At 70.9% G+C, this 20,448-nt stretch carries 22 protein-coding genes; 8 read left to right on the forward strand and 14 right to left on the reverse strand.

All coding sequences use genetic code 11. From position 1 onward, the window contains the following. Window positions 1-75: 75 nt before the first annotated feature. A complete protein-coding gene (gene dapA / locus ACFC02_RS20280) occupies window positions 76-1,041 on the forward strand; it encodes a 4-hydroxy-tetrahydrodipicolinate synthase (RefSeq protein WP_376358822.1) in 966 nt (321 codons plus the stop codon). Between the two features lie 16 nt (window positions 1,042-1,057). Continuing rightward, window positions 1,058-1,561, forward strand: a complete 504-nt coding sequence (locus tag ACFC02_RS20285) for a hypothetical protein (protein ID WP_376358824.1) — start codon at window positions 1,058-1,060, stop codon at window positions 1,559-1,561. A gap of 60 nt (window positions 1,562-1,621) precedes the next feature. Here ACFC02_RS20285 and dapD read toward each other — a convergent pair whose 3' ends face one another. The 11 genes from dapD to ACFC02_RS20340 all read right to left on the reverse strand — a co-directional run bounded on the left by dapD (window position 1,622) and on the right by ACFC02_RS20340 (window position 10,234). Beyond that, the gene (gene dapD, locus ACFC02_RS20290; protein ID WP_376358827.1) at window positions 1,622-2,608 is read right to left on the reverse strand and encodes a 2,3,4,5-tetrahydropyridine-2,6-dicarboxylate N-succinyltransferase; all 987 of its coding nucleotides are present in this window, start codon (window positions 2,606-2,608) and stop codon (window positions 1,622-1,624) included. 44 nt (window positions 2,609-2,652) lie between these two features. After that, on the reverse strand, window positions 2,653-3,207 hold the full coding sequence (locus ACFC02_RS20295; protein WP_376358830.1) for a TetR/AcrR family transcriptional regulator: 555 nt from the start codon (window positions 3,205-3,207) through the stop codon (window positions 2,653-2,655). After that, complete coding sequence (locus ACFC02_RS20300; protein WP_376358833.1) at window positions 3,207-3,527, reverse strand: DMT family transporter; 321 nt, start codon at window positions 3,525-3,527, stop codon at window positions 3,207-3,209. The genes ACFC02_RS20295 and ACFC02_RS20300 overlap by 1 nt, the downstream gene beginning before the upstream one ends. Before the next feature lie 113 nt (window positions 3,528-3,640). Beyond that, window positions 3,641-3,973, reverse strand: coding sequence for a metal-sulfur cluster assembly factor (locus ACFC02_RS20305; protein WP_102928049.1), 333 nt, complete (start codon window positions 3,971-3,973; stop codon window positions 3,641-3,643). Next, the gene (gene sufU, locus ACFC02_RS20310) at window positions 3,970-4,437 is read right to left on the reverse strand and encodes a Fe-S cluster assembly sulfur transfer protein SufU (RefSeq protein WP_360962577.1); all 468 of its coding nucleotides are present in this window, start codon (window positions 4,435-4,437) and stop codon (window positions 3,970-3,972) included. Before sufU ends, ACFC02_RS20305 begins: the two co-directional genes overlap by 4 nt. 11 nt (window positions 4,438-4,448) lie before the next feature. Further along, window positions 4,449-5,705, reverse strand: a complete 1,257-nt coding sequence (locus ACFC02_RS20315) for a cysteine desulfurase (protein WP_376358838.1) — start codon at window positions 5,703-5,705, stop codon at window positions 4,449-4,451. Then, window positions 5,702-6,466, reverse strand: coding sequence for a Fe-S cluster assembly ATPase SufC (gene sufC, locus ACFC02_RS20320; RefSeq protein WP_037860799.1), 765 nt, complete (start codon window positions 6,464-6,466; stop codon window positions 5,702-5,704). Before sufC ends, ACFC02_RS20315 begins: the two co-directional genes overlap by 4 nt. 7 nt (window positions 6,467-6,473) lie before the next feature. Next, complete coding sequence (locus ACFC02_RS20325) at window positions 6,474-6,797, reverse strand: non-heme iron oxygenase ferredoxin subunit (RefSeq protein ID WP_360962584.1); 324 nt, start codon at window positions 6,795-6,797, stop codon at window positions 6,474-6,476. Continuing rightward, the gene (gene sufD / locus ACFC02_RS20330) at window positions 6,794-8,017 is read right to left on the reverse strand and encodes a Fe-S cluster assembly protein SufD (RefSeq protein WP_376358843.1); all 1,224 of its coding nucleotides are present in this window, start codon (window positions 8,015-8,017) and stop codon (window positions 6,794-6,796) included. The genes ACFC02_RS20325 and sufD overlap by 4 nt, the downstream gene beginning before the upstream one ends. Before the next feature lie 58 nt (window positions 8,018-8,075). Beyond that, entirely contained in the window at window positions 8,076-9,497 is a 1,422-nt protein-coding gene (gene sufB, locus ACFC02_RS20335) for a Fe-S cluster assembly protein SufB (protein WP_376358846.1), read from the reverse strand. Further along, window positions 9,494-10,234, reverse strand: coding sequence for a helix-turn-helix transcriptional regulator (locus ACFC02_RS20340; protein ID WP_376358849.1), 741 nt, complete (start codon window positions 10,232-10,234; stop codon window positions 9,494-9,496). Before ACFC02_RS20340 ends, sufB begins: the two co-directional genes overlap by 4 nt. 161 nt (window positions 10,235-10,395) lie before the next feature. Between ACFC02_RS20340 and ACFC02_RS20345 the strand changes: the two genes are divergently transcribed. The 4 genes from ACFC02_RS20345 (at window position 10,396) to ACFC02_RS20360 (ending at window position 14,122) form a co-directional block, all read left to right on the forward strand. Next, complete coding sequence (locus ACFC02_RS20345; RefSeq protein ID WP_376358852.1) at window positions 10,396-11,208, forward strand: aminoglycoside N(3)-acetyltransferase; 813 nt, start codon at window positions 10,396-10,398, stop codon at window positions 11,206-11,208. A gap of 31 nt (window positions 11,209-11,239) precedes the next feature. Next, window positions 11,240-12,163, forward strand: coding sequence for an ABC transporter ATP-binding protein (locus ACFC02_RS20350; RefSeq protein WP_376358855.1), 924 nt, complete (start codon window positions 11,240-11,242; stop codon window positions 12,161-12,163). A gap of 88 nt (window positions 12,164-12,251) precedes the next feature. Continuing rightward, window positions 12,252-13,037 (forward strand): ABC transporter permease, encoded by a 786-nt coding sequence (locus tag ACFC02_RS20355; RefSeq protein ID WP_376358857.1) that lies wholly within the window; start codon window positions 12,252-12,254, stop codon window positions 13,035-13,037. A gap of 71 nt (window positions 13,038-13,108) precedes the next feature. After that, window positions 13,109-14,122 (forward strand): heme A synthase, encoded by a 1,014-nt coding sequence (locus ACFC02_RS20360; protein WP_376358860.1) that lies wholly within the window; start codon window positions 13,109-13,111, stop codon window positions 14,120-14,122. A 33-nt stretch (window positions 14,123-14,155) separates the two neighbouring features. Here ACFC02_RS20360 and ACFC02_RS20365 read toward each other — a convergent pair whose 3' ends face one another. The 3 genes from ACFC02_RS20365 to ACFC02_RS20375 all read right to left on the reverse strand — a co-directional run bounded on the left by ACFC02_RS20365 (window position 14,156) and on the right by ACFC02_RS20375 (window position 16,755). Continuing rightward, a complete protein-coding gene (locus ACFC02_RS20365) occupies window positions 14,156-15,262 on the reverse strand; it encodes an amidohydrolase family protein (RefSeq protein ID WP_376358863.1) in 1,107 nt (368 codons plus the stop codon). Window positions 15,263-15,346: 84 nt separating this feature from the next. Further along, entirely contained in the window at window positions 15,347-15,679 is a 333-nt protein-coding gene (locus ACFC02_RS20370; protein WP_376358866.1) for a hypothetical protein, read from the reverse strand. 122 nt (window positions 15,680-15,801) lie between these two features. After that, window positions 15,802-16,755 (reverse strand): heme o synthase, encoded by a 954-nt coding sequence (locus tag ACFC02_RS20375; RefSeq protein WP_376358869.1) that lies wholly within the window; start codon window positions 16,753-16,755, stop codon window positions 15,802-15,804. 433 nt (window positions 16,756-17,188) lie between these two features. Between ACFC02_RS20375 and tkt the strand changes: the two genes are divergently transcribed. Together tkt and tal are read left to right on the forward strand one after the other, a co-directional pair. Beyond that, the gene (gene tkt, locus ACFC02_RS20380) at window positions 17,189-19,291 is read left to right on the forward strand and encodes a transketolase (protein WP_376358872.1); all 2,103 of its coding nucleotides are present in this window, start codon (window positions 17,189-17,191) and stop codon (window positions 19,289-19,291) included. Window positions 19,292-19,325: 34 nt separating this feature from the next. Then, window positions 19,326-20,444: a transaldolase gene (gene tal / locus ACFC02_RS20385; RefSeq protein ID WP_376358875.1), complete on the forward strand. Its 1,119-nt coding sequence runs from the start codon at window positions 19,326-19,328 to the stop codon at window positions 20,442-20,444. The last annotated feature ends 4 nt before the right edge of the window (window positions 20,445-20,448 follow it).

The following is a 20,448-nucleotide window of genomic DNA, read 5'->3' on the forward strand; positions in this document are numbered from 1 at the left end:
TTTCCAGCATCGCTTATAAATACCGGGTAGAAGAATTAAGTGGTGCTTCATCGAAGGGCTGCCGAAACTGTCTCCATGACGACGACCTCCCCGAGCGAAGAGAGCGCGGAGAACGCGCAGGGCACGGCGAGCGCGGCGAGCGCCGACCGTCCCGGCCGCCCCTTCGGCCGCGCCCTGTGCGCCATGGTCACGCCCTTCACCCCGGCCGGCGCCCTCGACCTCGACGGCGCCCAGCGCCTGGCGGACCACCTGGTGAGCGGCGGATGCGACGGCCTCGTGCTGAACGGCACCACCGGCGAGTCCCCGACCACCACGGACGCCGAGAAGGCGGAACTCGTACGGGCCGTCCGGGAGGCCGCCGGGGACCGCGCCGCGATCGTCGCGGGCGTGGGCACGTCCGACACGCGGCACACCGTCGAACTCGCCCTGGCCGCCGAGAAGGCCGGCGCCGACGCCGTGCTGGTCGTGACGCCGTACTACAGCAGACCCCCGCAGGACGCGGTCGAGGCGCACTTCCGCACGGTCGCGGACAGCTCCGGGCTGCCGCTCGTGCTCTACGACATCCCGGCCCGCACCGGCACCCGCATCGAGCCCGGCACCCTGTTGCGGCTGGCCGAGCACCCCCGGATCGTCGCGGTCAAGGACTGCTCCTACGACTTCCTCGGCGTCCAGAAGCTGCTGGCGCGCACGGACCTGTCGTTCTACGCGGGCTGCGACGAGCACAACCTCGCCCTGTACGCGGTCGGCGGCGCCGGATACGTCAGCACGGTCGCGAACCTCGTCCCCGGCCGGCTGCGCGCCGTCCTGGACGCGTTCGACGCGGGCGACACCTCGCGGGCGGCCCGGGCACAGCAACAGGCCACGGAGCTGATCGAGTCGACGATGGCCTCGGGGCTGCCCGGCGCGGTCACCGTCAAAGGCCTGCTCGGCGCGCTCGGTCTGCCCGCGGGCCCGGTCCGCGCGCCGCTGCGGCCCGCCGCCCGCGAGACGGTCGACGGCCTGCTGGCGGCCTACGAACGGCTCACGTCCTCGGCGCCCTGAGCCGTACGCTGGCCCTGTGAGCCGCCCCCTGCTCTTCCTCGATGTCGACGGCCCCCTCAACCCCTGGGCCGCGCAGCCGGAACGGCGGCCCGGGGGCTACACCACGATCCGGGCGTCCCCGCACCCGGGCCGGGCGCTGCGCGTCTGGCTGAACCCTGCGCACGGCCCGGCACTGCTGGGTCTCGGCTACGAGCTGTGCTGGGCCACCACCTGGATGGACGCGGCGAACCGCTGGATCGCCCCGGTCGTCGGACTGCCCGAGCTGCCGTACGTCGACTTCGGCGCGGGCCTGTTCGCCCTGCGCCCCGACGGGGTCCACTGGAAGACCGAGGCGATCGTGGCGTACGCGGCGGGCCGCCCGTTCGCCTGGGTGGACGACGAGCAGAGCGAGGCCGACACGGAGTACGTGAGGGCCGAACACCCCGGCCCGGCTCTCCTGCACCACGTCGATCCCCGCGTGGGCCTGCGCGAGAGCGACTTCGCGGCCCTCGCGCGGTTCGCGGGCTCGGTGGCGCCGTAGACGGGGCGAGGCGCCCCCCGGCGTGGGGAGGGCGCCTCGCGCGATCCGGCGCTCGCCGCGTCAGTTGTGGCTGTGCAGAACCTCGTTGAGGCCGCCCCAGACCGCGTTGTTCGGGCGGGCCTCGACGGCGCCGGTGACCGAGTTGCGGCGGAAGAGGATGTTGGAGGCGCCGGAGAGTTCGCGGGCCTTGACGATCTGCCCGTCGGGCATGCTGACACGGGTGCCGGCGGTGACGTACAGGCCGGCCTCCACGACGCACTCGTCGCCGAGCGCGATGCCCACGCCCGCCTCCGCGCCGATCAGGCAGCGCTCGCCGATGGAGATGATCACGTTGCCGCCGCCGGAGAGCGTGCCCATGGTGGAGGCGCCGCCGCCGATGTCCGAACCGTCGCCGATCACGACACCCGCGGAGATGCGGCCCTCGACCATGGAGGTGCCCAGGGTGCCCGCGTTGAAGTTCACGAAGCCCTCGTGCATCACGGTGGTGCCCTCGGCGAGGTGCGCGCCGAGCCGGACCCGGTCGGCGTCGGCGATGCGGACGCCCTTGGGGGCCACGTAGTCCGTCATGCGCGGGAACTTGTCGATGGAGGTCACCTGGAGGTGCAGGCCCTCGGCGCGGGCGTTGAGCCGCACCTTCTCGACGTCGTCGACGGCGACCGGGCCGAGCGAGGTCCAGGCGACGTTGGCGAGGAAGCCGAACTGGCCCTCCAGGTTCACGCCGTGGGGCTTGACCAGGCGGTGGGAGAGCAGGTGCAGGCGCAGGTAGACGTCGTGCGCGTCGACCGGCTTCTCGTCGAGCGAGGCGATGACCGTGCGGACCGCGACCACCTCGACGCCCCGGCGGGCGTCCGGACCGGTCGCCGCGATCGCGCCGCCGCCGAGCAGTTCGGCGGCGCGCTCGGCGGACAGCCGCTCGGTACCGGCCGGGCCGGGCTCGTCCGTCAGCTCGGGTGCGGGGAACCAGGTGTCGAGGACGGTGCCGTCGGCGGCGATCGTGGCGAGTCCGGCGGCGACGGCGCCGGTGGTGCGGGGAGCAGTGTCGGTCATGGGGAAAACCTAACGTGGCAGCGGGTGCGGGAGCGAACCCTGTCTCACGTGCCGGGCGACCTCGGTGGGATCACCCGAGCCAGCACCTCGCGGGCGTACTCCTCGTCGTACGAACCGCCCGTCAGCAGCACCTGGAGGCAGATGCCGTCCACCAGGGCGACCAGGGCGCGCGCGGTGACGGGGTCGGTGTGGCGGGCCAGGAGGGCGGCGAGGCCGTCGGCCCACTCGGCGGCGACGGGACGCAGGGCGGGGCGGCGCAGCGCGGCCAGGTACAGCTCGTACTCCAGCTCGACCCCGGTGCGGTCGCCGGCGAGCCACTCCCCCATCGCGGCCGCGAGTTCCCGCGCCAGGTCGGGGTCCGGGCCGGCCAGCGCGCCGTGTGCGGCGACCGCCTCGGCGAAACCCTCGTTGGCCTGGCGCAGCGCGGCGACCAGCAGGTCGTCGAGGGTGGCGAAGTGGTACGTCGTGGAGCCGAGCGGCACATCGGCCTCGGCGGCGACCGTGCGGTGGCTGAGCCCGGCGATGCCCTTCTCCCCCACGACCCGGATCGCGGCGTCGATGATCCGCTGCCGCCGGCCGGGGTCGTAGCGCCGGGGCATCAGTGCGCGCCGCCCAGGTTGAGCACCACCACGCCGACGATGATCAGCGCTATTCCGGCGACCTTGGTGAGGGTCATCCCCTCGCCCAGGAAGGCCACGCCGATGACGGCGATGGCCGCGGTGCCGATGCCGGACCAGATGGCGTACGCGGTGCCGACGTTGAGGGTCTTGAGGGTCTGGGCGAGCAGCGCGAAGGAGATCAGGTAGCCGAGCGCGGTCAGCACCGAGGGGACCGGCCTGCTGAAGCCCTCGCTGTACTTCATGGCGGTGGTCCCGGCGACTTCGGCGGCGATGGCTCCGGCCAGGAACAGGTATCCCATGTGTACGAGCGTACATAACGAGGGTGTGCGAAAACAGGGTCGTGCCCGGACAGCCGAACGGCGGCACCCGGGGGTGCCGCCGTTCCGTTCCGCCGTTCCGGAAGCAGGGTCTCTCAGACGTTGAAGCCGAGCGCCCTCAGCTGCTCGCGGCCGTCGTCCGTGATCTTGTCCGGGCCCCACGGCGGCATCCAGACCCAGTTGATGCGCAGCTCGTTGACGAGACCGTCCGTGGCGGACTTGGCCTGGTCCTCGATGACATCGGTGAGCGGGCAGGCCGCCGACGTCAGGGTCATGTCGACGGTCGCGATGTTCGCCTCGTCGACGTGGATGCCGTAGATCAGGCCCAGGTTGACGACGTCGATGCCCAGTTCGGGGTCGACGACGTCCATCAGGGCCTCGCGGAGTTCCTCCTCGGAGGCCGGCTTCATCTCCACGGTCTCGCTCATGCGGTCTTCCTTTCGGCGTCGGCGCCGTCCAGCGCCTGGGCCGTCGCGTCCTTCCAGGCCATCCAGCTCAGCAGGGCGCACTTGACCCGGGCCGGATACTTGGACACCCCGGCGAACGCCACGGCGTCCTCCAGGACCTCCTCCATCGCGTCGTCCGGCTCGATCTTCCCCTTGGACTGCATCAGCTCCAGGAAGGTCTCCTGGATCTTCTGCGCGTCGGCCAGCTCCTTGCCGACCAGGAGGTCGTTCAGCACGGAGGCCGAGGCCTGGCTGATGGAGCAGCCCTGCCCCTCGTAGCTGACGTCCTCGATCGTGGTGCCGTCGTACTTCACACGCAGGGTGATCTCGTCGCCGCACGTCGGGTTCACGTGGTGCACCTCGGCGTCGCCGTCCCTCAGACCACGCCCGTGCGGGTGCTTGTAGTGGTCCAGGATGACGTCCTGGTACATGGAGTCCAGCTTCACGCCTCAGCCCCTCATCCGAAGAAGTTCCGTACGTGCTCCAGGCCGTCGACCAGGGCGTCGATCTCGGCCGGCGTGGAGTACAGATAGAACGACGCTCGCGTGGTCGCAGGAATTCCGTAGCGCAGGCAGACCGGCCGCGCGCAGTGGTGGCCGACCCGGACGGCGATGCCCTGCTCGTCGAGGACCTGGCCCACGTCGTGCGGGTGGATGTCGCCGAGCGTGAAGGAGATCGCGGCGCCGCGGTCCTCGGCCGTGGTCGGGCCGATGATGCGCAGGCCGGGGACGTCCGCGAGCCGCTTCACCGCGTACTCGGTGAGCGCGTGCTCGTGGGCGAGGACCTTGTCCATGCCGATCGCGTTCAGGTAGTCGATCGCCGCGCCCAGGCCGATGGCCTGCGAGATCGGCGGGGTGCCCGCCTCGAACTTGTGCGGGGCGGGGGCGTAGGTCGAGGAGTGCATCGACACCGTCTCGATCATCTCGCCGCCGCCGAGGAACGGAGGCAGGTCCTCCAGCAGTTCCTGGCGGCCCCAGAGCACGCCGATGCCGGTCGGGCCGCACATCTTGTGGCCGGTGAAGGCCACGAAGTCGGCCTGCAGGGCCTGTACGTCCAGCGGCATGTGCGGGGCGGCCTGCGAGGCGTCGATGCAGACCAGGGCGCCGACCTCCTGGGCGCGGCGCACTATCGCCTCGACCGGGTTGAGGGTGCCGAGGATGTTGGAGACCAGCACGAAGGAGACGATCTTCGTCTTCTCCGTGATGACCTCCTCGATGTTCGACAGGTCCAGGCGGCCGTCGTCGGTCAGGCCGAACCACTTCAGCTTCGCGCCCGTGCGCTGCGCCAGCAGCTGCCACGGCACGATGTTGGAGTGGTGCTCCATCTCCGTGATGACGATCTCGGTGTCGTGGTCCACCCGGTAGGGCTCGTCGGCCCAGCCGAGCATGTTCGCCACGAGGTTGAGCGACTCGGAGGCGTTCTTCGTGAAGACCACCTCGTCGCGGCTCGGCGCGTTGATGAACGCCGCGACCTTGTCGCGGGCGCCCTCGTACAGCGCCGTGGCCTCCTCGGCGAGCACGTGCACACCGCGGTGCACGTTGGCGTTGTGCTGTTCGTAGTACTCGGACAGCACGTCGAGCACCTGGCGCGGGGTCTGCGAGGTCGCCGCGTTGTCCAGGTACACGAGCTTCTTGCCGTCGTGGACCAGTCGGTCCAGCACGGGGAAGTCCTTGCGGATCGCCTCGGTGTCGAGGAGGCCCGGCAGCTGTGTCACGCGGATGCGCCACCCTTCACGTATGCCTCGTAGCCCTCGTTCTCCAGCTTGTCCGCCAGCTCGGCGCCGCCGGACTCGGCGATGCGGCCGTCGGCGAACACGTGGACGAAGTCGGGCTTGATGTAGCGCAGGATGCGCGTGTAGTGCGTGATCAGCAGGGTGCCGACCTCGCCGGTCTCGCGGACGCGGTTCACGCCCTCGGAGACGATCCGCAGCGCGTCGACGTCCAGGCCGGAGTCGGTCTCGTCGAGGATCGCGACCTTCGGCTTGAGCAGTTCGAGCTGGAGGATCTCGTGGCGCTTCTTCTCACCGCCGGAGAAGCCCTCGTTGACGTTGCGCTCGGCGAAGGAGGGGTCCATGTGGAGCCGCTCCATGGTCTCCTTGACCTCCTTCACCCAGGTGCGCAGCTTGGGGGCCTCGCCGCGGATCGCGGTGGCGGAGGTGCGCAGGAAGTTGGAGACCGAGACGCCGGGGACCTCGACCGGGTACTGCATCGCCAGGAACAGGCCGGCGCGGGCGCGCTCGTCGACGGACATCTCCAGGACGTCCTCGCCGTCGAGGGTGACGGTGCCGCCGGTGATCGTGTACTTCGGGTGACCCGCGAGCGAGTAGGCGAGGGTCGACTTGCCGGAGCCGTTGGGGCCCATGATGGCGTGCGTCTCGCCCTGCTTCACGGTGAGGTCGACGCCCTTGAGGATCTCCTTCGTGGCGTTGTCGGCCTCGACGGTGACGTGCAGGTCTCGGATTTCAAGCGTTGCCATGGGTGCCTCAGGACTCCTGGGAGAGGGAGACGAGCACGTCGTCCCCTTCGATCTTTACGGGGTATACGGGGACGGGACGCGTCGCCGGAAGACTGTCGGGCTTGCCGGAGCGCAGGTCGAAGCGCGAGCCGTGCAGCCAGCACTCGATGTGGCAGTCGTCGACCTCGCCCTCGGCGAGCGAGACGTTCGCGTGCGAGCAGATGTCGTGGATCGCGAACACCTCGCCCTCGGTGTGCACCACGGAGATGGGCGTGCCGTCGAGTTCCACCCGCTTGGGGGTGTCCTCCTCCAGCTCGCTCAGCGCGCACACGCGTACAAAGGCACCGCTCATGCGACGGACGCCTCCAGCTCCTCCTCGATCTTGGCGAGCAGGCGCTCCTCGATGTCGGTGACACCGATCTGCTGGACCAGTTCGGCGAAGAAGCCACGGACGACGAGGCGGCGGGCCTCGTGCTCCGGGATGCCGCGGGCCATCAGGTAGAAGAGCTGCTCGTCGTCGAAGCGGCCGGTGGCGGAGGCGTGGCCGGCGCCGACGATCTCGCCGGTCTCGATCTCCAGGTTCGGCACGGAGTCGACGCGGGCGCCGTCCGTGAGGACCAGGTTGCGGTTCATCTCGTAGGTGTCGGTGCCCTCGGCCCTGGCCTCGATGAGCACGTCACCGATCCACACGGCGTGCGCTTCCTCGCCCTGGAGCGCGCCCTTGTAGACGACGTTCGACTTGCAGTGCGGGGCGTCGTGGTCGACGAAGAGGCGGTGCTCCTGGTGCTGGCCCGTGTCGGTGAAGTACAGGCCGAGCATCTCGACCTCGCCGCCGGCGCCGGCGTACGTCACACGCGGGTGCAGCCGGACGACGTCGCCGCCGAAGGTGACGACGACCGACTTGAAGGAGGCGTCCCGGCCGACCAGCGCGTTGTGCTGGCCGACGTGGACGGCCTTGTCGTCCCAGTCCTGGACGGAGACGACGGTGAGCTTGGCGCCGTCGCCCAGGAGGTAGTCGACGTTGGCGGCGAGCACCGCGTCACCGGTGTGGTCGATGACGACGACGGCCTCGGCGAAGGCGCCCAGCTCGACGACCTGGTGGCCGTAGGCGACCCCGCCCTCGCCGTGCACCGCGATGCGGATCGGCTCGGTCAGGACGGTCTCCTTGGGGACGGTCACGACCGAGGCCTGCTCGAAGGCGGAGTAGGCCTGGGCGGCGACGCGGTCGACCGGGGTGCCGGCCTTGCCGAGCCGCGCGTCGTCGCGGCCGACGCTCTCCACGGTCACGCCCTCGGGGGCCTGGACGTCCACCTTCACGCCGGTGCCGGTGGCGGTCGCGGTGCCGTCGTGCAGGCCGCGCAGCCGCTCCAGCGGGGTGAACCGCCATTCCTCCTCGCGGCCGTGCGGGACCGGGAAGTCCGTCACGTCGAAGGAGGGGGGCGCGCTCATGCGCGTGGCGACGGTCGACTCCGCGGCCACCGCGATCTGGCCTGCGGTGGTGGAGCCCACAGGTGGGGGCGCCCCCTGTCCGAGCGGAGTCGAGGACTGGGGGGAGTTCTGGGCCTCAGCCATGGCTGTCGGTCTGCTCTCTTCCTACGTCAGTGTTCGCTGGCTGTCTCGGCGGCGGTCGTCAGCCGACCGCGCCTTCCATCTGCAGCTCGATCAGCCGGTTCAGCTCCAGCGCGTACTCCATGGGGAGTTCCTTGGCGATCGGCTCGACGAAGCCGCGCACGATCATCGCCATCGCCTCGAACTCGGTCAGACCGCGGCTCATCAGGTAGAAGAGCTGGTCCTCGGAGACCTTGGAGACGGTCGCCTCGTGGCCCATGGACACGTCGTCCTCGCGGACGTCCACGTAGGGGTAGGTGTCGGAGCGGGAGATGGTGTCGACGAGCAGCGCGTCGCACAGCACGTTGGACTTGGAGCCCGCGGCGCCCTCGCCGATCTCCACCAGACCGCGGTAGGAGGTGCGGCCGCCGCCGCGCGCCACCGACTTGGAGACGATGTTGGAGGAGGTGTTCGGCGCCATGTGGACCATCTTGGAACCGGCGTCCTGGTGCTGGCCCTCGCCCGCGAAGGCGATGGACAGGGTCTCGCCCTTGGCGTGCTCGCCCATCAGGTAGACGGCCGGGTACTTCATCGTCACCTTGGAGCCGATGTTGCCGTCGATCCACTCCATGGTCGCGCCCTCGTAGGCGACGGCGCGCTTGGTGACCAGGTTGTAGACGTTGTTCGACCAGTTCTGGATGGTCGTGTAACGGCAGCGGGCGTTCTTCTTGACGATGATCTCGACGACCGCGGAGTGCAGCGAGTCCGACTTGTAGATCGGGGCGGTGCAGCCCTCGACGTAGTGCACGTAGGCACCCTCGTCGACGATGATCAGGGTCCGCTCGAACTGGCCCATGTTCTCCGTGTTGATGCGGAAGTAGGCCTGGAGCGGGATCTCCACGTGCACGCCCTTCGGCACGTAGATGAAGGAGCCGCCGGACCACACGGCGCTGTTCAGCGAGGCGAACTTGTTGTCGCCGACCGGGATGACGGTGCCGAAGTACTCCTTGAAGAGCTCCGGGTGCTCCCTCAGCGCGGTGTCGGTGTCCAGGAAGATGACGCCCTGCTCCTCCAGGTCCTCGCGGATCTGGTGGTAGACGACCTCCGACTCGTACTGGGCGGCCACGCCGGCGACCAGGCGCTGCTTCTCGGCCTCCGGGATGCCCAGCTTGTCGTAGGTGTTCTTGATGTCCTCGGGCAGGTCCTCCCAGGACTCCGCCTGCTTCTCCGTGGAGCGCACGAAGTACTTGATGTTGTCGAAGTCGATCCCCGAGAGGTCCGAGCCCCAGTTCGGCATGGGCTTCTTCTCGAAGAGCCTCAGGCCCTTGAGGCGGAGCTTGGTCATCCACTCCGGCTCGGACTTCTTCGCGGAGATGTCCTTGACGACGTCCTCGTTCAGACCGCGCCGTGCGGAGGCACCGGCCGCGTCGGAGTCGGCCCAGCCGTATTCGTACTTGCCCAGGCCCTCGAGTTCGGGGTGGGCAGTCTCCGTGGGGAGAGTCATGCGGGGTTCCTCCCGGCCGTGCTTGCGGATGCGTTGTCTGTCTGGGAAATCCTGGGGATGAACGTCGTGCAGACGCCGTCGCCGTGGGCGATGGTCGCCAGTCGCTGGACATGGGTACCCAGCAGCTCGGCGAAGATCTCCGTCTCCGCCTCGCACAGCTGGGGGAACTGTTCCGCGACATGGGCGACCGGGCAGTGGTGCTGGCAGAGCTGCTCACCGACCGGTGCGCTGCGCGCCGTAGCAGCGTACCCGTCCAGGCTCAGCGCCTTGGCGAGCGCTTCGGCGCGTTCGTCGGGGCCGGCCGCCTCGATCGCCCGGCGGTACGCGCGCGCCTGCGCGGCGATGCGGGCCCGGGCGAAGGCGGCGACCGCCTCCTGGCCGCCCTCCTGCTCGGCGATCCAGCGCATGGCGTCCGCGGCGAGCTTGTCGTAGGACTGGTCGAAGGCGTCCCGGCCGCAGTCGGTGAGCGCGAAGACCTTGGCGGGCCGGCCGCGCGTCCGCGCGCCGTACACCCGCCGTTCGCGTGCTTCCACGACGTCGTCGGCGACCAGCGCGTCCAGGTGGCGCCGCACGGCCGCCTGGGTGAGCCCCAGCCGCCCCGCCAGTTCGGCGACGGTCGAAGGACCGTGGTCCAGGACGGACCGCGCGACCCGGTTGCGCGTGGAACGCTCCCCGGTCGCGAACTCCTCCTGCGGGGCCCCCGTGGGGGTCTCCCGAGCCTCGCCGACGTTTTTCACAACGCCATTGTTGCGTAATTCATCGGACCCTGACAAGCGCCGCCGCTCGGGGCGGCCGGTGCCCTGCGTCACTTAGGTAGACCTAATCCGACCTGCGGAAACGATCTCTGATCGATCAAACGGGTGGCACCCTCCGGCCCGGTGTGCCAGACTCCCAAGCCATGCCCACACCCCCTCCGACCGGCCCACTCGTGACCCGTGGCACAGTCGCGGGCGCCCTGCGCCGGCTCGGCGTCCGGCCCGGCGAGACCCTGCTGGCGCACTCCTCCCTGAAGTCCCTGGGCTGGGTCTGCGGGGGCCCCGTCGCCGTCGTGCGGGGGTTGCTGGACGCCCTGGGCCCGGACGGCACGCTCGTCGTCCCCGCCCACAGCGGCGACCTCTCCGACCCGGCGCTGTGGGGCGACCCGCCGGTCCCCGCGCAATGGTGGGACACCATCCGGGCCACCATGCCCGCCTACGACCCGCCGACCACCCCCACGCGCGGGGTCGGCGTCGTCCCGGAGACCGTCCGCACCTGGCCGGGCGCCCACCGCAGCGCCCACCCCCAGACGTCGTTCGCCGCGATCGGCCCGCGCGCGCGGGAGATCACCGACGCCCACGCCACCGACTGCCGGCTCGGCGAGCGCAGCCCGCTGGCCCGGCTGGAGGCCGCCGGCGCCCGCGTGCTGCTCCTCGGCGCCGGATACGACGCCTGCACCTGCTTCCACCTCGCCGAGTACCGCATCCCCGCGCCCCGCGTGCGCGAGGGCAGGCCCGGACCGCACGGCTGGGAGACCGTGACCGAGGTGTCCATCACCTCCGAGCGGTTCGACGAGCTCGGGCACGACTTCGAACGGGACCGGCCCGTCGCCAGGGGAAAGGTCGGCGCGGCCGACGCGCGGCTGTTCCCCCTGGCCGACGCCGTGGCCTATGCCGAGCACTGGCTCGCCCTGCACCGTCCCCGCGAGGAGGACTTCACGCACCCGCCCGCCTGAACCGCCCGGCGCGTCCCTAGACTCTGGACCCATGCGAAGTGAGCCAGTGGTCCAGGTCCAGTCCCTGGTGCAGCGGTACGGCACCAAGACCGCGGTGGACGGCCTCGACCTGGTGGCCCGGGCGGGCGTGACCGCCGTGCTGGGCCCCAACGGCGCGGGCAAGACGACCACGGTCGAGACCTGTGAGGGGTACCGGAAGCCGGATTCCGGCACGGTGCGCGTCCTGGGCCTCGACCCGGTCGCCCAGTCCGCAGCGCTGCGCCCCCGTATCGGCGTCATGCTCCAGTCCGGCGGCGTCTACTCCGGGGCCAGGGCCGACGAGATGCTGCGGCACGTCGCCAAGCTGCACGCCCACCCCCTGGACGTGGACGCCCTGACAGAACGGCTCGGGCTCGCCGGCTGCGGCCGGACCGGCTACCGGCGACTGTCCGGCGGCCAGCAGCAGCGCCTCGCGCTCGCCATGGCCGTCGTCGGCCGCCCCGAGCTGGTCTTCCTCGACGAGCCGACCGCGGGGCTCGACCCGCAGGCCCGCCGGGCCACCTGGGACCTGGTCCGCGACCTGCGCGCCGACGGGGTCTCCGTGATCCTCACCACGCACCACATGGACGAGGCCGAACAACTCGCCGACGACGTCGCGATCATCGACGCCGGCCGGGTCATCGCCCAGGGCTCCCCGGAGGAGCTGTGCCGCGGCGGCGCGGAGAACACCCTGCGCTTCACCGGCCGACCCGGCCTCGACGTCGGCTCCCTGCTCAAGGCCCTGCCCCCCGAATCCTCCGCCGCCGAGCTGACGCCCGGCGCGTACCGCGTGGCCGGCGAGGTCGACCCGCAACTGCTCGCCACGGTGACGTCCTGGTGCGCGCAGCACGGCGTGATGCCAGAGCGGATCTCGGTGGAGCGGCACACCCTGGAGGACGTCTTTCTGGAGTTGACCGGCAAGGAGCTGCGTTCATGAATTCGCCCTGCACGGAGCCTGGCCGGGGGTCCGGGGATCGCCCCCCGGGAGCACACAGCTCGGAGCTGACCGGCAAGGAGCTGCGCTCATGACCACCGCCACCGGCTCATCCACCGGTACGTACTCACCCAAGCCCGGCGCGGCCCCGCTGACCCGCATGATCGCGGCGCAGGCGGCGCTGGAGACGAAGATGCTGCTGCGCAACGGCGAGCAGCTGCTGCTCACCGTCGTCATCCCCACCCTGCTGCTGGTGCTGTTCAGCTCCGTGGACATCGTGGACACCGGCGCGGGCAAGGCCGTGGACTTCCTCACACCGGGCGTGCTGGCGCTCGCCGTGATGTCGACGGCGTTCACCGGGCAGGCCATCGCCACCGGCTTCGAGCGCCGCTACGGCGTGCTGAAGCGGCTGGCGTCCTCACCGCTGCCGCGCTGGGCCCTGATGACCGCCAAGACGGTCTCGGTGCTGGTCACCGAGGTGCTCCAGGTGATCCTGCTGACGGTGATCGCCTTCGCGCTCGGCTGGTCCCCGCACGGCAACCCCCTGGCCGTGCTGGTGCTGCTGGTGCTCGGCACGGCCGCCTTCTCCGGGCTCGGCCTGCTGATGGCCGGCACGCTGAAGGCCGAGGCGACGCTGGCCGCCGCGAACCTGGTCTTCCTGCTGCTGCTGGTCGGCGGCGGCGTGATCGTCCCGCTGGACAAGTTCCCCTCCGGCGCGCAGGACGTGCTGGGCCTGCTGCCGATCTCGGCGCTGTCCGACGGGCTGCGGGACGTGCTCCAGCACGGCGCCGGCATGCCGTGGGGCGACGCCGGGATCCTCGCCGTGTGGGCGGTCGTGGCGCTGGCCGCGGCGGGGAAGTTCTTCCGCTGGGAGTAGGGGCCCGCCGACATCCCGTGGACCCTCGTGAGACGGACCCTCGTGAAAGCGTGCACAAGCGGCGGCCTACGATGGAACGCGTGCCGAACCTGACCCGCGACGACGCCGTATCCGCCGTGCGCAACCCGCTCGCCTTCATCGCCGAACGCTGGACCCCGCAGCCCCGGACCGTCCGGCGGGCGGCCCTCGCCGCGCTCGTCATGGCGGTGGTCATCGTCGTCACCGGCGGTGCCGTGCGGCTGACCGGCTCGGGCCTGGGCTGCCCCACCTGGCCGACCTGCACCGAGAACTCGCTGACCACGACCCGCGCGATGGGCTTCCACGGCGTGATCGAGTTCGGCAACCGCATGCTGACGTACGTGCTGTGTGCCGCGGTCGGCTGGGCGATCATCGCCGCCCGCTCGGAAAAGCCGTGGCGGCGCGGCCTGACCCGGCTGGGCTGGGCGCAGTTCTGGATCGTCATGGGCAACGCGGTGCTCGGCGGCATCGTGGTCCTCGTCGGCCTGAACCCGTACACGGTCGCCGCGCACTTCCTGCTGACCACGGCGCTGATCGCGGTCGCGACGGTGATGTGGCAGCGCACCCGGGAGGGTGACGGGGAGCCGCGTCCGCTGGTGGGCAAGGCGGTGCAGCAGCTGGTGTGGTTCCTGGTCGTCGCGAGCGTGCTGCTGATCGCGGCGGGCACGGTGGTGACCGGCGCGGGCCCGCACGCCGGCGACTCCGCGGAGGTCGAGCGGATCCCGCTCGACTGGGAGACGGTCGCCAAGGCGCACGCGGTGCTGGCATGGATCGTGGTGACGCTGACGTTCGCCCTGTGGTTCGTCCTGAAGGCCGTCGACGCCCCCAAGGGGCCCCTGGACCGCACACGCGACCTGTTCCTGGTCCTGCTCGCCCAGGGTGTGGTGGGCTATGTCCAGTACTTCACGCACCTGCCCGAGGTCCTGGTGGGCGTCCACATGCTGGGGTCGTGCCTGATGTGGATCGGCGTGCTGCGGGTGCTGCTGTCGCTGCGCGAGCGGCCCGAGGCGGCGGGCGACGGGCTGCCGGCGGCGTCCGTCGAGACGGGCGCGCTGACCAAGGCGTAGCGCCCCCCGGGTCGACGCAGCCCGCGGAGGCGGTCACCCCAGCCCGTACACCCGCCGGGCGTTGCCCGCCGCGACCATCCCTGCCACCCGCTGCGCGTCCTGCGGTGACCAGGCGTCCTGGGCCACCCAGGCGCCGAGCACCCGGCCCAGCGCCTCCCGGAACAGCCGGGCCCCCACCACGTGCAGCTCGGGCAGCCCGCGGGCGCCGCTGGAGAAGAGGATCTTGCCGAAGGGGGCCAGCTCCAGGACCTCGGCGAGCACGGTGGCGGCCCGTGCGCCCGTGCGCGCCAGCGCGGCCCCCGAGTCGGTGTACACGTGCGGGAAGACCGCGGCGAGGTGCGCGGCGTTGCGGTGGTACGGGTACCCGTGCAGCAGCACCAGGTCCGTGCCCAGGCCGGCGGTCGCCCGGACGAAGTCCGTCAGCAGCACCGGGTCGGTGCGGTCGGTGCGCAGCCCAGGCTCGCCCAGCCCGGCGTGCAGCTGGAGCGGGCGCCCGGAGGCCACCGCGATCCACAGCAGGTGGCGCAGCAGCACCGGATCGCTCAGCTCACCGCCGACGCCCCGCCGCGCCAGCCAGCGTCCCGCGGCGCCCCGCACCTCCCCCGGCCCCGGTGGCTCGGGCGCAAGCGCCAGACCGTGCCGCAGACCCGCCACGGAGGTGAAGGCGACCGCGTCCGCGGCGGCACCGTGCACCGACTCGGCGAGGTTGGACAGGAAGGCCTCGACGGTTCCCGAGGTGTCGGCGACCTGCTCGGCCAGGAGTTCCAGGCGGACCACCTCGTGGGCGGCGGCGGCCCCCGCCGAGGCCATCTCGCCCGGCCCCGTGAGGTCCCCGGGCAGCCCCGTGTCCACGAGGTAGTCGGTGATGCCGCTGCCGCGCAGCAGCCTGCGGCCGGCCTCCAGGACACCCAGCTCGCGGCGCCGGGCCAGATAGCGGGCGGGCGGGCAGTGCGGCTCCAGGCCGAGCAGCGGGGGGCACCAGCGGCGTACGGCGAAACCGGTCTGGGTGTCGAAGAGGGTGGTGCCCGGCGCGGGCGGGCCCTCGGTCCGGGCCAGCTGGGCCTCGAAGGTGCCGAGGCCCAGTTCCGTCCGCAGCACGCCGTGGCAGTACTGGTCCACGAGGGACGGCGTTTCGATCATCCGGTCTCCCCCGGCTGGACCACTTCCTCCGTGAGTCCTAACGGGTGAACCGGCTCTCAGGTGTTGCCCGCCCGGCGGCTTTGTTCAGCCGTTCGCGGGGCCACCGAGCTGGATGCCCGCCATGCGGGACCACTCGTACGGGCCCGTCCTCACCTTGGCGGCGAACTCGCCGTCGAAGGACTCGTGGACGGTGATGCCGGACTTCGCCACGGCCTGCTCGGCGATGGCGTACGTGGGGGCCACGATGTCGCCCCACGTGCCGTCCTCGCCGACGAGGACGATCCGGGCGCCGCGCTGCCCGATGTACGCGACCTGGCCCTCGGCACCGCCGTGCGCCCGGGAGAAGGAGCCGATCCGCTGGGCGAGGCGGGCCGCCTTGCGCTCGGCCTTGGGGTCAACCTGCTGCGTGTCTGCCATGGCCAGGATGCTACCGACGGGTAGTGGCTACGGCGACGGGCGGGGTAGTGGCCTTGGCCACGCACCCCCAAGCTCTTCGAGCAGGGGGTGCCCCCGCCGCCCGTACCGGACGTGTGCGGAGGTCAGTGCAGGAAGGGGTCCACCGCCACCGCGACGAAGAGGATCGACACATAGGTGATCGACCAGTGGAACAGGCGCATCTCCTTCAGCTTCACGCCGGTCACCTCGGCCTTGGCGCGGTTCTGCAGCCCGTGCGCCTCCCACAGCCAGAAGCCGCCGGCCAGGAGGGCGACCACGGTGTAGAACCAGCCCGTGTAGCCGAGCGGGGTCAACAGCAGCGAGACGAGGACCATCACCCAGCTGTAGATGACGATCTGCCGGGCGACCACCTTGTTGGAGGCGATCACCGGGAGCATCGGCACGCCCACGCGCGCGTAGTCCTCCTTGACCTTCATGGACAGCGGCCAGTAGTGCGGCGGCGTCCAGAAGAACATGACGAGGAAGAGGATGACCGGCGCCCACGACATCGAGTCCGTGACGGACGACCAGCCGATGAGCACCGGCAGGCAGCCGGCGATGCCGCCCCAGACGATGTTCTGCGAGGTGCGCCGCTTGAGGATCATCGTGTAGACGACGACGTAGAAGAGGAGCGCTCCGAGCGACAGCCACGCCGACAGCCAGTTGACGGTGAGACCGAACAGCAGGGTGGAGACGACCGCCAGGGAGATGCCGAAGGCCAGGCACTCGCGCGGGCTGACCATGCCGGTGACCAGCGGGCGCTGCGAGGTGCGGTCCATGAGCGCGTCGATGTCACGGTCGATGTACATGTTCAGCGCGTTGGCGCCGCCCGCGGACAGGTAGCCGCCGACACAGGTGAGCAGCACCAGCTTCAGGTCGGGCACACCCTGCTGCGCCAGGAACATCACCGGAACGGTGGTGATCAGCAGCAGCTCGATGATCCGCGGCTTGGTCAGTGCCACGAACGCCTTGACACGGGCCCCGAACGGCCGGTGGCTCGGACTCTGGCCTGCACCGAGTAGTCCCGCTGGACGGGATTCGACGGCCGTCACGCACACCCCTGACAGAGACTCCCAGCGAGCCCCACCCCTGTGAACACAGGGTAAAGACTCGCGCGTACCACGCCACTGTAGACGTTGCCCAGACCCGGACATTCGCGGGGGTGGGGTCGTGTTGGCACCGCCCGCGCGGCAGGCCCCCGGCGACGGTCCGGGGGTGCCGCCGGGACGGCGTCCGGAAAGGGTTTCCGACGGGCGCACGACGGCTCGAATGAGCGATCGGATGAGCGCCCCCGTATTCACTTGCCGAATAGGGGAAGGAGCCGGTCGGCAGGCGGATTTCCCGGAGTCCCGGCACTCTTGAATGACTCGAAAAAACGCACGTCTTTACGGGGGTAGGCTCAACAACGGCCGGCCGACGCCAGAACGCCGGCAGCCGGTGCGTGGACACACGCGTCGGCATCCGACATGTGGAGAGGAGCCCTGAACCAGGGTGAGCACCAAGCCGACCACCACAGACCTCGAGTGGACCGAGTTGGACCAGCGCGCGGTGGACACCGCGCGCGTCCTGGCCGCCGATGCCGTACAGAAGGTCGGCAACGGCCATCCGGGTACGGCGATGAGCCTGGCTCCTGCCGCCTACACCCTGTTCCAGAAGGTGATGCGGCACGACCCGGCGGACCCGCAGTGGGTGGGGCGAGACCGCTTCGTGCTGTCCGCCGGTCACTCCTCCCTGACCCTCTACACCCAGCTGTACCTGGCCGGGTTCGGCCTGGAGCTGGAGGACCTGGAGTCCTTCCGCACCTGGGGTTCCAAGACCCCGGGCCACCCGGAGTACGGGCACACGGCCGGTGTGGAGACCACGACCGGCCCGCTGGGCCAGGGCGTCGCCAACGCCGTGGGCATGGCCATGGCCGCCCGCTACGAGCGCGGTCTGTTCGACCCGGAGGCCCCCGCCGGGGAGTCCCCGTTCGACCACTTCGTCTACTGCATCGCCGGTGACGGCTGCCTCCAGGAGGGCATCTCCGCCGAGGCGTCCTCGATGGCCGGCCACCAGAAGCTCGGCAACCTGGTCCTGCTGTGGGACGACAACCACATCTCGATCGAGGGCGACACCGAGACGGCCGTCTCCGAGGACACCGCCAAGCGGTACGAGGCCTACGGCTGGCACGTGCAGCGCGTGGAGCCCAAGGCGGACGGCGACCTGGACCCGCAGGCCATCTACGCGGCGATCCAGAAGGCCAAGGCGGTCACCGACCGGCCGTCCTTCATCGCGATGCGCTCGATCATCGCCTGGCCGGCGCCGCACGCGCAGAACACCGAGGCCGCGCACGGCTCGGCGCTGGGCGAGGACGAGGTCGCGGCCACCAAGCGCGTCCTCGGCTTCGACCCCGACAAGCACTTCGACGTCTCCGACGAGGTCATCGGCCACACCCGCCAGGCGCTGGAGCGCGGCCGGCAGGCGAAGGCCACGTGGGAGAAGTCCTTCCAGGCCTGGCGCGAGGCCGACGCGGAGCGGGCCGCCGAGTTCGACCGCATCGCCGCCGCCGAGCTGCCCGCCGGCTGGGCCGAGAAGATCCCGGTCTTCGAGGCGGGCAAGAGCGTGGCCACCCGCGCCGCCTCCGGCAAGGTGCTCCAGGCGCTCGGCGAGGTGCTGCCCGAGCTGTGGGGCGGCTCCGCCGACCTGGCCGGCTCCAACAACACCACCATCGACAAGACCTCGTCGTTCCTGCCCGAGGGCAACCCGCTGCCGGAGGCGAGCCCTTACGGCCGCACGATCCACTTCGGCATCCGCGAGCACTCGATGGGCGCCGAGCTGAACGGCATCACGCTGCACGGCAACACGCGCGCGTACGGCGGCACCTTCCTGGTGTTCTCCGACTACATGCGCAACGCGGTGCGCCTGTCCGCGCTGATGCACCTGCCGGTGACGTACGTGTGGACGCACGACTCCATCGGCCTGGGCGAGGACGGCCCCACCCACCAGCCCGTCGAGCACCTCGCCTCGCTGCGCGCCATCCCGGGCCTGAACGTCGTCCGCCCCGCCGACGCCAACGAGACCGCCCTCGCCTGGACCGAGATCCAGCGCCGCTGGACCAAGGAGTTCGGCAAGGGCGCCCCGCACGGCCTCGCGCTGACCCGCCAGGGCGTGCCGACGTACGAGCCGAACGACGACACCGCCCGTGGCGGCTACGTCCTGTTCGAGGCCGAGGGGTCCGACGGGCAGAGCGCGCAGCCGCAGGTCGTCCTGATCGCCACCGGCTCCGAGGTGCACCTGGCCGTCGAGGCGCGCGAGCAGCTCCAGGCCGACGGTGTTCCCACGCGCGTGGTGTCCATGCCGTGCGTCGAGTGGTTCGAGGAGCAGGACCAGGGGTACCGGGACAGCGTGCTGCCCCCGGCCGTGCGGGCGCGTGTCGCGGTCGAGGCCGGCGTCGCCCTGTCCTGGCACAAGTACGTCGGGGACGCCGGACGCATTGTCTCCCTGGAGCACTTCGGTGCTTCCGCCGACGCCAAGGTGCTGTTCCGCGAATTCGGTTTCACCGCCGAGAACGTGGTCGCCAAGGCCCGGGAATCCCTCGCCGCCGCCCAGCGCTGACGCTCATATACGACACGTAGGAGATGCAATTTCCATGACAGACGCACTCAAGCGCCTCTCCGATGAAGGCGTCGCGATCTGGCTGGACGACCTGTCGCGCAAGCGGATCACGTCCGGCAACCTCGCCGAGCTGATCGACCAGCAGCACGTCGTCGGCGTCACCACCAACCCGACGATCTTCCAGAAGGCGATCTCGCAGGGCGACGGCTACGACCAGCAGGTCTCGGACCTCGCCGCCCGCCGGGTCACCGTCGAAGAGGCCATCCGCATGATCACCACGGCGGACGTCCGCGACGCCGCCGACATCCTGCGCCCGGTCTTCGACGCCACCGACGGCCAGGACGGCCGGGTCTCTATCGAGGTCGACCCGCGCCTGGCGCACAACACCAAGGCGACGGTGGCCGAGGCCCGCCAGCTGGCCTGGCTGGTGGACCGCCCGAACACGCTCATCAAGATCCCGGCCACCGAGGCGGGTCTGCCGGCCATCGCCGAGACCATCGGCAACGGCATCAGCGTCAACGTCACGCTGATCTTCTCGCTGGAGCGCTACCGCAAGGTCATGGACGCCTTCCTGACCGGCCTGGAGAAGGCCAAGGAGCGCGGCCTGGACCTGTCCAAGATCCACTCGGTGGCGTCCTTCTTCGTCTCCCGCGTCGACACCGAGATCGACCGGCGCATCGACGAGATGGGCACCGACGAGGCCAAGGCGCTGCGCGGCAAGGCGGGCGTGGCCAACGCGCGCCTGGCCTACCAGGCGTACGAGGAGGTCTTCTCCTCGGACCGCTGGAGCGTGCTGGAGAACGCGGGCGCCAACAAGCAGCGTCCGCTGTGGGCCTCCACCGGTGTGAAGGACAAGGCGTACAAGGACACCATGTACGTCGAGGAACTGGTGGCGCCGAACACGGTGAACACCATGCCGGAGGCCACCCTGGAGGCCACCGACGACCACGGCGAGGTCCGCGGCGACGCCGTGCGCGGCACCTACGAGCAGGCCCGTGCCGACCTCGACGCCCTGGAGAAGATCGGGATCTCCTACGACGACGTGGTCCAGGTCCTGGAGGACGAGGGCGTCGAGAAGTTCGAGTCCTCCTGGAACGACCTGCTGAAGTCGACCGAGGCGGAGCTGGAGCGCCTCGCCCCCGCGGAGGGCTGACACC

The sequence above is a fragment of the Streptomyces sp. NPDC056160 genome, assembly GCF_042268205.1.
GTDB lineage: Bacteria > Actinomycetota > Actinomycetes > Streptomycetales > Streptomycetaceae > Streptomyces.